Annotated in this window: 10 protein-coding genes and 4 pseudogenes; 4 read left to right on the top strand and 10 right to left on the bottom strand. The window is 68.3% G+C overall.

Annotation, left to right across the window (positions count from 1 at the left end):
• Positions 1–301: 301 nt before the first annotated feature.
• Positions 302–1,738, bottom strand: coding sequence for a DHA2 family efflux MFS transporter permease subunit (locus ACY45C_RS11965; RefSeq protein WP_462187695.1), 1,437 nt, complete (start codon positions 1,736–1,738; stop codon positions 302–304).
• A gap of 303 nt (positions 1,739–2,041) precedes the next feature.
• On the opposite strand from ACY45C_RS11965, the gene ACY45C_RS11960 reads away from it, so the two are divergent.
• Positions 2,042–2,383: a winged helix-turn-helix transcriptional regulator gene (locus tag ACY45C_RS11960; RefSeq protein ID WP_462187688.1), complete on the top strand. Its 342-nt coding sequence runs from the start codon at positions 2,042–2,044 to the stop codon at positions 2,381–2,383.
• Between the two features lie 74 nt (positions 2,384–2,457).
• Here ACY45C_RS11960 and ACY45C_RS11955 read toward each other — a convergent pair.
• Together ACY45C_RS11955 and ACY45C_RS11950 are read right to left on the bottom strand one after the other, a co-directional pair.
• A pseudogene (locus tag ACY45C_RS11955) lies at positions 2,458–2,619 on the bottom strand (transposase); the annotation flags it as partial.
• A 96-nt stretch (positions 2,620–2,715) separates the two neighbouring features.
• Positions 2,716–3,042 carry a putative quinol monooxygenase gene (locus tag ACY45C_RS11950; RefSeq protein ID WP_462187687.1) on the bottom strand — a complete coding sequence of 109 codons (327 nt, stop codon included), beginning with the start codon at positions 3,040–3,042 and terminating at the stop codon, positions 2,716–2,718.
• Positions 3,043–3,487: 445 nt separating this feature from the next.
• Here ACY45C_RS11950 and ACY45C_RS11945 point away from each other — a divergent pair, with 445 nt between their 5' ends.
• From ACY45C_RS11945 to ACY45C_RS11935, 3 genes and pseudogenes are all read left to right on the top strand, one after another.
• The gene (locus tag ACY45C_RS11945) at positions 3,488–4,348 is read left to right on the top strand and encodes an FAD-binding oxidoreductase (RefSeq protein WP_462187686.1); all 861 of its coding nucleotides are present in this window, start codon (positions 3,488–3,490) and stop codon (positions 4,346–4,348) included.
• Between the two features lie 12 nt (positions 4,349–4,360).
• Positions 4,361–4,954, top strand: a pseudogene (locus ACY45C_RS11940) (FAD-linked oxidase C-terminal domain-containing protein); the annotation flags it as partial.
• 6 nt (positions 4,955–4,960) lie between these two features.
• On the top strand, positions 4,961–6,322 hold the full coding sequence (locus tag ACY45C_RS11935; RefSeq protein WP_462187693.1) for a (Fe-S)-binding protein: 1,362 nt from the start codon (positions 4,961–4,963) through the stop codon (positions 6,320–6,322).
• Positions 6,323–6,391: 69 nt separating this feature from the next.
• On the opposite strand, the gene ACY45C_RS11930 is transcribed toward ACY45C_RS11935, so the two are convergent.
• From ACY45C_RS11930 to ACY45C_RS11900, 7 genes and pseudogenes are all read right to left on the bottom strand, one after another.
• Positions 6,392–7,090: a GntR family transcriptional regulator gene (locus ACY45C_RS11930; RefSeq protein ID WP_462187692.1), complete on the bottom strand. Its 699-nt coding sequence runs from the start codon at positions 7,088–7,090 to the stop codon at positions 6,392–6,394.
• Between the two features lie 333 nt (positions 7,091–7,423).
• Positions 7,424–9,139: an aa3-type cytochrome oxidase subunit I gene (gene ctaD / locus ACY45C_RS11925; protein ID WP_462187685.1), complete on the bottom strand. Its 1,716-nt coding sequence runs from the start codon at positions 9,137–9,139 to the stop codon at positions 7,424–7,426.
• A 217-nt stretch (positions 9,140–9,356) separates the two neighbouring features.
• Positions 9,357–9,950, bottom strand: coding sequence for a helix-turn-helix domain-containing protein (locus ACY45C_RS11920; protein ID WP_462187684.1), 594 nt, complete (start codon positions 9,948–9,950; stop codon positions 9,357–9,359).
• Positions 9,951–10,016: 66 nt separating this feature from the next.
• A complete protein-coding gene (locus ACY45C_RS11915; RefSeq protein ID WP_462187683.1) occupies positions 10,017–10,751 on the bottom strand; it encodes an SDR family oxidoreductase in 735 nt (244 codons plus the stop codon).
• A gap of 78 nt (positions 10,752–10,829) precedes the next feature.
• Positions 10,830–11,117, bottom strand: a pseudogene (locus ACY45C_RS11910) (cupin domain-containing protein); the annotation flags it as partial.
• 346 nt (positions 11,118–11,463) lie between these two features.
• A complete protein-coding gene (locus tag ACY45C_RS11905; protein ID WP_462187681.1) occupies positions 11,464–12,954 on the bottom strand; it encodes an MFS transporter in 1,491 nt (496 codons plus the stop codon).
• Positions 12,955–13,161: 207 nt separating this feature from the next.
• A pseudogene (locus ACY45C_RS11900) lies at positions 13,162–13,317 on the bottom strand (transposase); the annotation flags it as partial.
• Positions 13,318–13,547: the final 230 nt, after the last annotated feature.

Raw genomic sequence — 13,547 nt, 5'->3', positions numbered from 1 at the left:
AAGCGGGGTTAGCTGCCGCATGGGCGCCTCACCGGGGTCGGGGTAAGCATCGGGTGGCCGTCAGGCGTAGCCGGAGCATGCCCCTGTCCGCGGTGCTGCGAACCCGGCGGAAGTCCGGCGAGCGAGGCGCGGTGCGACCCGTGGGCCGCGCACCCCACCCGAGCGGGTGCGGGTTGCGCTGGCTGCGATCAACACGAGGCCCACCTCAGTCCCGGACACACGGCAGAACTGAACACGCGGCAGGACCGTCTCGGCGGTAGGGCGCCCGGCCTACTCCGTCCCCGACGGCTGGCCCCGGCGGTTACTGTCCCGCGGCCGGCACCCCCGCCGGCTGCGCCGGGTCGTCGGTCTCGGCTGGGTGGGCGTCGGCGGCCCGTGCGCTGTCGGCGGCCCGTGACTGGCCGGGCGGGCGCAGGACGAACAGGGTGACGAGGACGGCCGCGGCGACCAGGGCCGCGCTCACCGCGTAGGCGAGGTGGAACCCGCCGGTGAGGGCGGCGATGGTGCTCCTGCCGCGGTCGAGCAGCGAGTCGGTGCGGGAGGCGGCGAGGGTGGCCAGGATCGCGGTGCCGAGCGCGGCGCCGATCTGCTGGGTGGTGTTGGCCACCCCGGAGGCGACGCCGGCCTCGGCGGGGTCGGAGACCGCCATCGCCTGGCCGATCAGGGCGGGCATCGCCGCGCCGAAACCGATACCCAGCAGGACGAACACCGGGGCGATGTCGCGCGCGTAGCTGCCGTCGGCCGGTACCCGGGCCAACAGTAGGAGCGCCGCGGCGACCAGCAGCAGCCCGACGACGATCACCGGCCTGGGGCCGAACCGGGTGCTCAGCGGCGACGCGAGGCCCAGCGAGACGGCCGCGATGGTCAGCGGGGCCGGCAGAAACGCCAGCCCGGTGCGCAGCGCGTCGTAGCCGAGCACGTCCTGCAGGTACAGGGCGGTGCAGAACTGGTAGCCGAACAGGCCGGCCACCATCAGGGTCAGGATGATGTTCGCTCCCCCGACCGCGCGGGAGCGGAAGATGCGCAGCGGCAGCAGTGGTTTGGCCGCGGCGGCCTGGCGGCCCACGAAGGCGGCGAGCAGGAGCAGCGAGGCGGCGAGCGGCCCCAGCGTCCCGCCGTTGCTCCAGTCGTCCGCCCCGCCCCGGACGACGGTGTAGACGCCGAGCATCAGCCCGGCGGTCACCAGCCCGGCGCCGAGAACGTCCGCGCCCTCGCGCAGCCCGAGCCCGGCGATCGGGGGCAGCACCTGCAGGGCGAGCACCACCGCGAGGACACCCAGCGGCACGTTGACGTAGAAGACCCACGGCCAGCTGAGACCCTTGGTCAGCACGCCGCCGAGGATGAGCCCGATCGATGAGCCGGCCGCGGCGACGAAGGCGTAGCAGGCCAGTGCCTTGGCCCGCTCCCGGCTGTCGGGGAAGATCGTGACGATCATGCCGAGTGCCACCGCGGAGGCCAGCGCGCCCCCGGCGCCCTGCAGGAAGCGGAACGTGATCAGGAGGCCGCCGGTGTTGGCCAGGCTGCAGGCCAGCGAGGCCGCCGTGAACAGGCCGAGCCCCCCGATGAAGACGGGCCGGCCGCCCAGCAGGTCACCCAGCCGTCCGGACAGCAGCAGCAGGCCGGCGAAGGCGATCAGGTATCCGTTCACAACCCAGGCCAGGTTCGCCTGGGAGAAGCCGAGGTCCTGCTGGATGGTCGGCAGCGCGACCGTAACGATCGAGCTGTCCAGGATGACCATCAGGTTGCTGGTGCAGAGCACCCCGAGAGCGAGCCAGCGGGACGGGAGCGCCGGGGGCGGGGCCGGGGGAGTTGAGTCGGTCAACAGTCTTCCTTGACGTCGAGGAGGCCGGACGGGGGCCGCGGCGGCGGGCCGGTCGCGGCCGCCAGCCAGGCGCGGTTCCAGCCGCCGTATGGGGCACGTCTTGTTACGGAAGCCATCATGTGTGACTGTGGGAGCGGCCGGAAGGAGGCACTTTCATGTTCCAGGGGAACAGCGATGTGATCGACCCCCCCCGACCACGAGGCCGAGGCCTGCACCGTCTTGGAGGTGCTGAACCGGATCAGTGGCAAGTGGGCCATCGGCATCCTGCTGCGGATCAGCGACGGACCGGTCCGGTTCACCGAGCTGCAGCGGTCGATCAGCGGCATCAGCCGGCGGATGCTCACCCTCACGCTGCGTAACCTGAAACGTGATGGGCTGCTGACGCGGGTCGTCTACCCCACGGTGCCGCCGAAGGTCGAGTACCAGGCCACCGATATGGCCCGGGAGCTGTATGCCACGCTGCGGACGCTCACATCGTGGGCCGAACGGCACCGCGACGACATCGCCGTGGCCCGCGCGGCCTACGACCGCAACCACGGCCCCCAGGGTGGAGTCGACTAGAGCACCCTGGAGGCCATGATTCGAAGATGCATCCCGAGTATGACATTGGGTGACTGTCGCTGGGCTGGAGCGAGCCCGTCCCGATGCCAGTCCTGGAACAGTCCGTACACCATGCGCCAGTGCCCGTACCGGGCGGGAACGTCCCGCCACGGCGCCCCGGTCCGCGTCCGCCACCGAATCCCGTCGATCAACTGCCGGCATGTCCACGTCGGCGGCCGACCCGGCTTCTTCTTCATGCCGATACGCCGGACCACGGGAATAGCGGCGTCAGGTTGGACGTCACGGAGGTTTCCGACCGGGGCTCCGCCTGTCGTCGCCGGCGGTCCGACCGATCAGTCGGACACAGCGAGTTCGCCGAGCTCCGACCAGTCGTCCTGCTCCAGAACCGTGTTCACGATGCGCGGCGTCTCGGCGAGGTACTTCGGCAGTGTCTGCCGGGCGGCCTTGAAGTGGTCGGACTGGACGTGCGCGGCTCCGGCGTCGCCATCCTGGAATGCCTCGACCAGTACGTACTCGGTCGGGCTCTCAATGTTGCGGGACCAGTCGAACCATTTGCAGCCCGGCTCAGCGCGGGTCGCCTCGGTGAACGCCCGTGAGATCTCCGGCCACTGGTCGGCGTGCTCCGGCTTGATCCGGAACTTGGCGGTGATAAAGATCATTATAAACCCTTTCCGAGCTCATGGCTCTTGCTGTGGGCGACAGGCCGCCTGGGGTACCGAGCTCCAACGACTGTTTTCACACCGTCGGCGACGGGTGGCCCCCACGCTCGGCACCTCGCCCATGGTCGTAGCAGTCACAGCCGCCACGGGCAGTCTCGATTTGAGAAAGCCGGGGCCTGCCGCGGGCTCGTGATCAGGGCTCGATGCCCTGGGTGGCAGTGACGCTGGGTGGCAGGGACATCGTAGGGCAGCCGAGGTGACGCGCCGCGGGGTGTGCGAATGTATACTTGTCAGACTTTCTTTGTCTGGAGAGGACGGGCGATGAGTCTTGAAGGGCGTCCCACTGGCGCGGAGGTAGCGGAGGTAGCGGGGAGCCGCGGCGGCCGTGGCAGGCCGTCCGGTCCTGCGCTACGCGATGGCGCGGGATGCGTCGCATTATCACCTGGTGCCTTCCGCAGTGGAACGTGTTGCCGGCGTGGGCGATGTGGCGGCGCTGTTTGCGAGATGCCGGCGAAGTGGTTCGTACCTGACGTTCCGCTCGGGCGGGACGAGCCTCAGCGGCCAGGGCGTCACCGACGGGATCCTGGTCGACGTGCGACCCGGTTTTCAGTCGGCCGAGGTGCTCGACGGTGGTGACCGTCTGCGCGCCGAGCCTGGCGTGACCGTCCGTGCCGCGAACGCGCGGCTGCGTCCGTACGGGCGGAAGCTCGGTCCCGACCCCGCGAGTGAGGTCGCCTGCACCCTGGGTGGAGTCATTGCCAACAATTCCAGCGGAATGGCCTGCGGTACCGGGCAGAACGCCTACCAGACGCTCGAGGCGATGACCGTGGTGCTATCCAGCGGATCCGTGATTGACACCGGTGCGCCGGACGCGGATGAACGGCTGCGCGCGCTGGAACCCGATCTGTATGAGGGCTTGTTGCGGCTCCGTGAGCGGATCTGCCGCAACCCGGCGTCCGTGGCGACGCTGCGTCGGCAGTTCTCAATGAAGAACACGATGGGCTACGGTCTCAACTCGTTTCTCGACTACGAGCGTCCCGTCGAGATCCTGGCCCATCTGATGATCGGTAGCGAAGGCACGCTCGGGTTCGTCGCCTCGGCCACGTTCCGGATGGTGGAGCTCTTTCCCCACGCCTCGACGGGCTTGGCGGTGTTTCGTGACCTCGCCACCGCGACCGCCGCGCTGCCCGAGCTGGTCGACGTGGGGTTCGCGACGATCGAACTGATGGACGCTCGGTCCCTTGCCGTTGCGCAGACCCTCGGCGCGACACCGGCTGAGATCGGCTCGCTGGAGGTGCGTGACTAGGTTGCGTTCCTGGTGGAGCTGCAGGCAGCGACCACCGAGGAGCTTGCCGACAAGGTGTCCGGGGCCGGCGGCGTGTGCGATGGGCTCGAGACCGAGTCGCCCCTGGAGCTGACCTCGGACCCGCGGCGCCGAAAGGACCTGTGGCACGTGCGCAAGGGTCTCTACACGGCCGTCGCGGGAGCGCGCCAGGCGGGGACCACGGCGTTGCTGGAGGATGTGGCGGTTCCGGTGCCGCACCTGCGGGTAGCGTGCCAGGAACTCACGAAGCTGTTCGACGCGCACGGCTATCAGAACAGTGTCATCTTCGGCCATGCCAAGGACGGCAATATCCATTTCATGCTCACTGAGACCTTCCAGGATCCCGCGCGGTTGGAACGCTACCACGCGTTCACCGAGGAAATGGTCGAGCTGGTGCTCGAGCACAAGGGAGTCGAAATGAAATAACTTGCGCGTTTCGAACCCTCCACAGGCCTGTGACCTGCGATGATGCTCTCGATCACGTATTTGTTACTTCATTACATCCCCAAGGGGACGCTCAAGGCGGAGCACGGCACCGGCCGGATCATGGCGGGGTATGTCCGTCGCCAGTACGGCGATGAACTGTATGACGTCATGACGGAGGTGAAGCGGCTGTTCGACCCGCCGGGAATCCTCAACCCGGGGGTCGTGCTGTCCGATGATCCTCGCTCCTATCTGCGCAATCTCAAGGATGTGCCGACGGTCGGCTACGGCGCGGACATGTGCGTGGAGTGCGGGTACTGCGAACCGGTCTGCCCGAGCCGGGCGCTGACCCTGACTCCTCGGCAGCGGATCGCCCTGCTGCGGGAGCGTGAGGCCGCGCGGCGGGAGGGAGACGAGGGGCTCGCCGACGAGCTGTCCGCGGCCTACCGCTATGACGCGGTCGACACCTGCGCGGTCGACGGTATGTGCCAGACCGCTTGCCCTGTGCAGATCAACACCGGATCACTCGTGCGAGAGCTGCGCGCCGAGAGGGTGAACAAGGGCGAGGACGCGCTGTGGCGCTCGGCGGCCCGCCACTGGGGGGCGACCACCGCACTGGCTGGGAAGGCGCTTTCTGCCGCCGCACTGCCGCCGGCGTTGCCGACAGCCGCGACCTCCCTGGCCCGCAGAACGTTGGGCACCGACAGGATGCCCCAGTATGACGCCTCGCTGCCCCGCGGGGGGTACCGGCGCCGGGCGGTCGTGGCTGCCGCAGAGGCGTGCGCCGTGTACTTCCCGGCGTGCGTCGGTGCCATGTTCGGCTCGTCGTCGTCCAGCGGCGGGGTCATGCCCGCGATGCTGACGCTGTGCGCGCGTGCCGGAGTAGCGATACGGGTGCCCAAGGGCATTGCGTCGATGTGTTGCGGTATGCCGTGGAAGTCGAAGGGTCTCAGGGGCGGCCACGAGGTCATCGGGGCCAAGGTCCTGCCGGCGCTGCTCGCAGCGACCGACGGCGGCCGCCTGCCGGTCGTGTGCGACGCGGCGTCGTGCACAGAAGGTCTGGAGGAGCTTCGCGCCGAGGCGGAGCGGCTTGGCGGCGGCTACGAGGCACTTCGTTTCGTGGACGCGCTCGAATTCGTGCGCGCCGAGGTCGTGGGCCGCCTCTCGGTGACCCGCCGGGTGGCGTCCCTGGTACTGCACCCTACGTGCTCGACCGAGCGGCGGGGCACCACGACTTTACTCAGGGAACTCGCCGAGCTGGTCAGCGACGAGGTGGTCGTGCCGCTGGACTGGAATTGCTGCGCGTTCGCTGGTGATCGCGGGCTCCTGCATCCCGAGCTGACTGCGGCGGCGACGTTGAACGAGGCACGTGAGGTCAACTCCCGCACCTTCGAGGTGCATGCGTCGGCCAACCGGACCTGCGAGGTCGGAATGTCACGCGCAACGGGGCGCGAATACGTCCACATTGTTGAGACGCTGGAGTACGCGACTCGCCCGATCCGTGATTCTGCCCATCCTGGCGGTGCCGGCTGAGAACGTGTTGGAGAACGCCGGTCGACGACTTCCCGTGACCTTGATGGATGCGCGGTCCGAGCGAACGTGTCACCCGCGCGCCGTCGCGGCTTCGTACTCGAAGCCCGCCTCCGGGCCCGGTTCGGCGCCGAAAGCGCCCGCGAGTCTCCCGCGCGCGCGGGAGAGGTGTTTGTGGAGTAAGACCGTTGCTGCGTCCTGATCGCCGGTCACGATCAGCTCCAGCAGGCGAGCGTGCTCGCCGTAGATCGATTCCGCGCTCAGCAGCGCCCGGCCCTGTACCTGCGACATGCACAGCCGGACTTCACCGGCGAGTTTGTGGTACATGCCGCTGATGCGGGGGCTGGACATCGAGTCGACGAGGCTGAGGTGAAACCGCATGTCGGGCTCGACGATCGCGATCTGAGGGCCGTTGATCACCGACTTGATCTCATCATTGGCCATCCGGGCCTGCGCGGGAACGCGGCGGGCCGCGGCGAGCAGCCGGAGTGGCTCGCGCTCGAGGCAGTAGCGCGTGTTGTAGATGTCGCGAACGTCGTCCGGGCCGAGCTCGGGGACCCGGGCGACCTTGTGACTGCCGCGGACAAGGAGACCGGCCGCGACCAGCTTCTCGATTGCCGCCTTCGCGGTCGGGCGAGCGATATCGTACTGGGTGGCGACGCCTACTTCGGTCAGCGCCTGGTTGCTGCCGATATTGCCACTGAACAGCTCGGCGCGAAGATTTTCGACCACCGCATCTATGAGCGATACCGGCTGTACAGGGCGGCGCATCACCCAGTCACCTTCCAGTACATGCGAGTCAGGCGGGTTGGTGACCCTCATGGAATCAACACGAGCTAGCCGAAATTACAACCGTCAGTCGTAGCCCCGCGCGGTCTCGCCCATCCCGCCCAGACTCGCCCATCCCGCCCAGGACGCCGATCGCCCGACCGGTCGGCGAGCGCGGTCTCGACCTCGGTGGGCGTACCTCACGGCGGGCCGCATCGGCCAGCAGCGCCGTGAACCGCACCCACCCATGAGGGCCGGGCCTGTCAGGGCTGAACCGCCCCGGGCTCTCAACAGCCCGGGGCGGTTCCGGTTCAGCCGCCAACGTGAGCCGCGTTCTCAGGTATTCAGCTCCGGGGTGTCGCGGGTCGGGGTGAACTCGGGGGTGGCATGGTAGTCGACCGCGCCGGCCGCCTGCGGGTAGTGCAGGTCGAAGGCGGGCCGCTCGGAGCGGATCCGCGGCAGCGAGGTGAAGTTGTGCCGCGGTGGTGGGCAGGACGTCGCCCATTCCAGCGAGTTGCCGAAGCCCCACGGGTCGTCCACTGTCACGACCCGACCCTTCCGGTACGACCACCACAGGTTGTACAGCAGCGGCAGGGTCGACAGCGCAAGCAGGGAGCTGCCAGCGGTGGCGATGGTGTTCAGCGTGGTGAAGCCGTCGTCCGGGCCGTAGTCGGCGTATCTGCGCGGCAGGCCCTTGACACCGAGCCAGTGATCCACCAGGAAGGTCAGGTGGAAGCCGAAGAACATCGTCCAGAAGTGCACCTTCGCGAGCCGCTCGTTCAACATCCGGCCGGTGACCTTCGGGAACCAAAAGTACACCCCGCCGAAGCCGGCGAACAACAGGCCGGCGACGACGTAGTGGAAGTGGCCGACGACGAAGTAGCTGTCCGAGACGTGGAAGTCGATCGGCGGGCTGGCCAGCAGAACACCGGTTAGACCACCGAACAGGAACGTCACCAGGAAGCCGACGGCGAACAACATCGGCGCCTCGAAGGTGAGCTGTCCGCGCCACATCGTGCCGATCCAGTTGAAGAACTTGACCCCGGTGGGCACCGCGATCAGGAACGTCAGGAAAGCGAAGAACGGCAGCAGCGCCGCGCCGGTGACGTACATGTGATGCGCCCACACAGCGATCGCCAGCGCCCCGATGCCGATGGTCGCGTAGACCAGTCCCTTGTAGCCGAACAACGGCTTGCGGGAGAACACCGGGATGATCTCCGTGATGATCCCGAAGAAGGGCAGGGCGATGATGTACACCTCGGGATGCCCGAAGAACCAGAACAGGTGTTGCCAGAGGACGGCGCCGCCGTTACCCGGGTCGAAGATGTGCGCGCCGAACCGGCGGTCGAACTCCAGGGCGAGTAGCGCGGCCGCGAGCACCGGGAAGGCGACCAGCACCAGGATCGAGGTCACCAGCAGGTTCCAGCAGAAGATCGGCAGCCGGAACATCGTCATGCCGGGCGCCCGCAGGCAAAGGATCGTCGTGATGAAGTTGACCGCGCCCAGGATGGTACCCAGACCGGAGACGGTCAGACCCAGCACCCACAGGTCACTGCCGACGCCCGGCGAGTAGGCGGCGTTCGACAGCGGCGTATAGGCGAACCAGCCGAAGGAGGCGGCGCCGTTCGGCGTAAGGAAGCCCGCGGTGACCGTCAGGCTGCCGAACAGGAACAGCCAGAACGACAACGCGTTCAGCCGTGGAAAGGCCACGTCAGGCGAGCCGATCTGCAGCGGGATCAGGTAGTTCGCGAACGCAAACGCGATCGGCGTCGCGAACATCAGCAGCATCAGCGTGCCGTGCATCGTGAAAACCTGATTGTACTGCTCGTTCGACAGGTACTGCAGACCCGGCTGGGTGAGCTCGGCCCGGATGAGCATCGCCAGGATTCCAGCGAACGCGAAGAATACCAGCGAGGTCATGAAGTACAGCAGGGCGATGTCCTTGTGCGACGTCGTCCGCAGGTACTGCGCCAGGGTTTTCACAACCCCGGGCGGGAGCTCGCCCGCCGGCGGGCCCGTGTGCCCGGCCGGTCTATCGTGCACAAGTGTCACATTCCGCTCCCGATGGTGTTGCAGCTGCCGGCGCTAGTCACGTTATCCGCGCACTGGTTGCCGCGGCACGGCCTGACGTCCCACATTCGGAGGAACTCCGGCACCCGGACCTGGCGCAGAACGTCCTGCGCCAGGCAGGCCCACCATTATTCGTTGGCCGTTCTCGCGGGTCTGTCGGTGGGGCTTTCTTACCGCTGGCGTCGTTTCCCTTCCCTTGCTACCGGCTGCTCTCACTTGTTGTTGCCGGGTGGGCGCGGACGTGCAGGCGTTCGCCCTGGGGGCCGAACAGGCTGAGGGCTTCGGCGGGCCGCGGGGTGGGGTTGCTGAAGGCGTGGGGGACGTGGGTGTCGAACTCCGCGACCTCGCCGGGGGTGGAAACGATGTCGTGCTCGCCGAGCTGCAGGCGCAGCCGTCCGGACAGGACGTAGAACCATTCGTAGCCCTCGTGGGCCTGCCGTTGCGGTTCGCGGGCGGGCCAGTGCGCCGGGATGGTCATTTTGTAGGCCTGCAGCTCGCCGGGTCGGCGGGTGAGCGGGATGAGCGTCATGCCGTTGCGTTCGATCGGGCGGGGGTGGATGCGCGGGTCGGCGGTTGGCGTGCCGACCAGCTCGTCCAGCGGCACCTGGTGGGGGCGTGCCAGCGGCAGCAGCAGTTCCAGGGTGAGCCGGCGCTGGCCGGACTCCAGGCGGGACAAGGTGCTGACCGAGATCCCGGTGGCCTGGGACAGCTGCGGCAGCGTCACCCCGCGCCGGTGGCGCAGCGCGCGTAGCCGCGGGCCCACCGCCGCCAGGACGCCGTCGAGGTCGGGCACATCATTGAATCTACGAGGATTCCTGACGGGGTCCGCGCGACGGATGTCGCGCGGACCCTGGCCGAGTCAGCGCGCGAGCCACCCCCGGTAGGTGGTCCTGGCGATGGCGGCGCCGTCCGTGGCGATGAGGGCGTCGCCCGAGGCGGCGGCGAATATGCCGGCGCTGTTGTCGGTGACGACGGTGCGATGGTCACCGTGGGCGGCGAGGGTGATCTTGTCCAGTTCGTCGAGCGCGAAGACCTCGGGGCCGGCGACGTTGCGGGTGCCCTGCAGCGGGGTGCCCACGCTGACGTCGGCCACGGCCTGGGCGACGTCGACCGCGGCGATGGGTTGGACGCGCGTGGCGGGCAGGCGGACGGTGTTCTCGTCGGTGGTCCAAGACAGCGCCGCGTCGATGAACTCGAAGAACTGCGTGGCGCGGACGATCGAGTACGGCACGGGGCCGGCCTTGAGGATGTTCTCCTGCAGCACCTTGGCGCGATAGTAGACCAGGCCCGGCACCTGGTCGGCGCCCACGATCGAGAGGATGACGGCGTGGCTGACGCCGGCGGCCTTGGCGGCTGTGAGCAGGTTGTCCATGGTCGTCTGGAAGAACGCGGGCGAGGCGTCGTCGAAGGTCGGCGAGTTCGTCAGGTTGACGACGACATCGGCCCCCTCCATCGCCTCGGGCAGGCCCTGCCCGCGCAGCAGGTCCACGCCGGTGGACGGCGAGTGCGGCACTGCCTCGTGCCCGCTCGCGTTCAGGATCCGGACCACCTTCGATCCGATGAGCCCGGTCCCACCGATGACAGCGATCTTCATCTTCTTGGCCTTCCGGTTTCGCGGAGGTGAAATGTCCGAGTATGTGGGTACGACGGGGCGGTCTAGCTGAGCTCACGGTCAGTTTGTGCGCGAGGCTCGGCGGTTCTTACGCCGGACGAGCTCCTCCTCGTCCACGAGCGAAAGCATCGGTTTGCCCGGTTCGCAGAGCATGGTGACGGTGAAGCGCACGGGGATGTCGTCGCGGTTGTTGCCGTCCTGGTAGTGGATGACGTCGCCACCCGGCTCCCAGAACGGATCGCCGGCCCGGACGGCACGCGCCGGCTCACCTTCGAGCTCGAACACCATCTCGCCGTCCAGCACATAGCCGAAGGCCGGTCCGGTGTGCCGGCGCGGAGGGGTACCAGGTGATTTCCCAGACCTGACCGGTCGCACGCCAAGGCTCAGGAAGAGACCGCTGACGCCATGACCGAGGCCAGCAGAAGATCAGCCGCATCGAGTCAAGGCGCCGACACCGATCTCCGGGCGGACCGCCAGCACGATCACCCCGGGAGGGAACCGGAACCTCGCGAACTCCGACACCGGCAGCGGCGGAGCGACCGCACCTCGAACCATCACCTGATCATGCCCAAGTACCAGCACGCAGGTCCCGCCTTGGCCGCATGCAACAGAGCCGATTGACCTGTGGTTTGGCCTTTGCTGGTCGCGTGCCCGCGCGCACCTGCGCGCGTCCCCCCGCTGGGACCGCGCTCGGTCAGGGCGGCCCCGCTCCGCCGGAGACACTCGCGACCGCCTCGGCCTCCGGCATCGCTGGCTGGGGGGTGAAGAGCACCGCGGTGCGGGCCGCCGTGCCGCGCGCCCACCGGCCGGTGGTGAGCACGTCAAGCACGGCGATGGCGAGCCCACAGCCAACCATGATCCACCAGGCGGGCGCGCTGGTCGGGTCGATGGTCGTCACGCCAGGACGGCCCGCAACGTGATGCGCGGCTACCGAGCCGAAGATCGCGACGCCGAGCGCCATGCCGATCTGCCGGCTGGTACCGGAGACCGCTGCCGCGACGCCGGCTTGGGCGACCGGCATCCCGGACACCGCGATATTCGTGGTCGGTGCGTTGACCATCCCAAACCCGACGCCGAAGAGTACGTAGGCGCAGATGACCGGCGCCAGGCTGGTCTGCGTCCCCAGGAGGGATAGCAGGACGCCGCTGGCCTGCAACGCCATCCCGGCGGTGATCAACGATGGCCGCGGCCCGTGGCTGGCCACGAGCCGGCCGGAAATCGGCGGCGTCACCGCCGCGAGGGCCGCCATCGGTAGCGTCAGCAGGCCGGCGTGCAGTGCCGAGTAGCCGCGCACGACCTGCAGATAGAGCGTGTTCAGGAAGAGGAAGCTGCCTAACGCCGCGAAGGCGCAGAGCGCGATGACGGTGGCACCGGCAAACGGATCGCTGCGGAAGAACCGCACATCCAGCAGGGCGTCCTGGCGCCGCGTCTCGCACACGACGAGCCCGGTCAGGGCAAGGGCGGCGACGATGAACATGACGATCGTCCGGGGGGCCGCCCAGCCGGCGGCCGGCGCCTCGATGATTGCGTAAGCGAGGGTGCCGAGGGTGACGGCGACGAGCGCCTGGCCCGCCGGGTCGAACCGCCGGGCCCGCGGCGCCCTCGACTCGGGCACGTACCGGCCGGTGAGCACCATCGCGACGATGCCGATCGGCACGTTGATCCAGAAGATCGACCGCCAGCCGACCGTGTCGACCAGCAGGCCGCCGAGAACCGGTCCCAGTGCCATGCTCAGGCCGATCACCCCGCCCCACATGCCGATCGCGCGCACCCGCTCCCGGGGCTCGGTGAAGGTGTTGGTGATGATCGCCAGCGCGACCGGGTTGAGCATCGACCCGCCGACCGCCTGGATCATCCGGAACGCGATCAACCAGCCAAGCCCAGGTGCCAGGCTACATAGCAGCGACCCGAAGGAGAACAGCGTCAGCCCGGTCTGGAACACGCGCCTGCGCCCGAACCGGTCGCCCATCGAGCCGGAGAAGAGCAGCAGGCTTGCCAGCACCAGGCCGTAGGCGTCAATCGTCCACTGCAGCCCGGAGTCGGCGGCATGGAGGTCGTTCCTGATCGACGGCAGGGCGACGTTGAGGATCGTCGCGTCCAGCGCGACAATGAACAGGCTCGAGCAGCAGATCACCAGCACCACGTGCCGCCGGCCCTTGCCCAGCTCGGGCGGCATCGACGCCATCAGCGTTCCGATCGTTGTAGGACGCAAAGTAGGCGAGGTGAGAGCGCCTCATAGGCGACTCCATTCCATTGGCGGTTGGCTCTCCCGCCCACCGGCAGGGCCACGATCTGACCGACCGCGCCCACACCGCCGCCGGCCCTCTCCCTGACGACCTACGTGACATTCTCATAACAATACTGACTCCTCGTGGTTGGCCGGAATCTGTAGTTAGCCGATTACGGTTGCTGCTGGGTTGGTGGTGACTGGGAGTGGCCGGGTGGGGCGGGCGTAGGTGACGCGGCGGCGGACGTCGCTGACGGCCCTGTTGGCCAGATGGACGACGTGGAACGGGCCGACGGCCAGCGCCGCGGGTGGCAGCGCCTCGCGGGCGGCGGCCTCGTTCTCTACCCCGACCCACGGCTACACCAGCCACCACCAGGCATCATAGAAGGTCAGCGGCCAAATACGCCGTCCGGCGAACCGCGAAGAGCCCCAATACCCTGGGCGGCGGGCACTCACTTTATCGATGTCACGAGCATCGGCTTCGATTGGATGAGCTTATCGCCATGCCGCTCGCACGCTCAGTTGGTCTATTCTGTTGGCGGACGTCCCGG

The organism is Frankia sp. CcWB2 (assembly GCF_977927585.1).
This window is presented reverse-complemented; position numbering and strand designations above follow the sequence as displayed.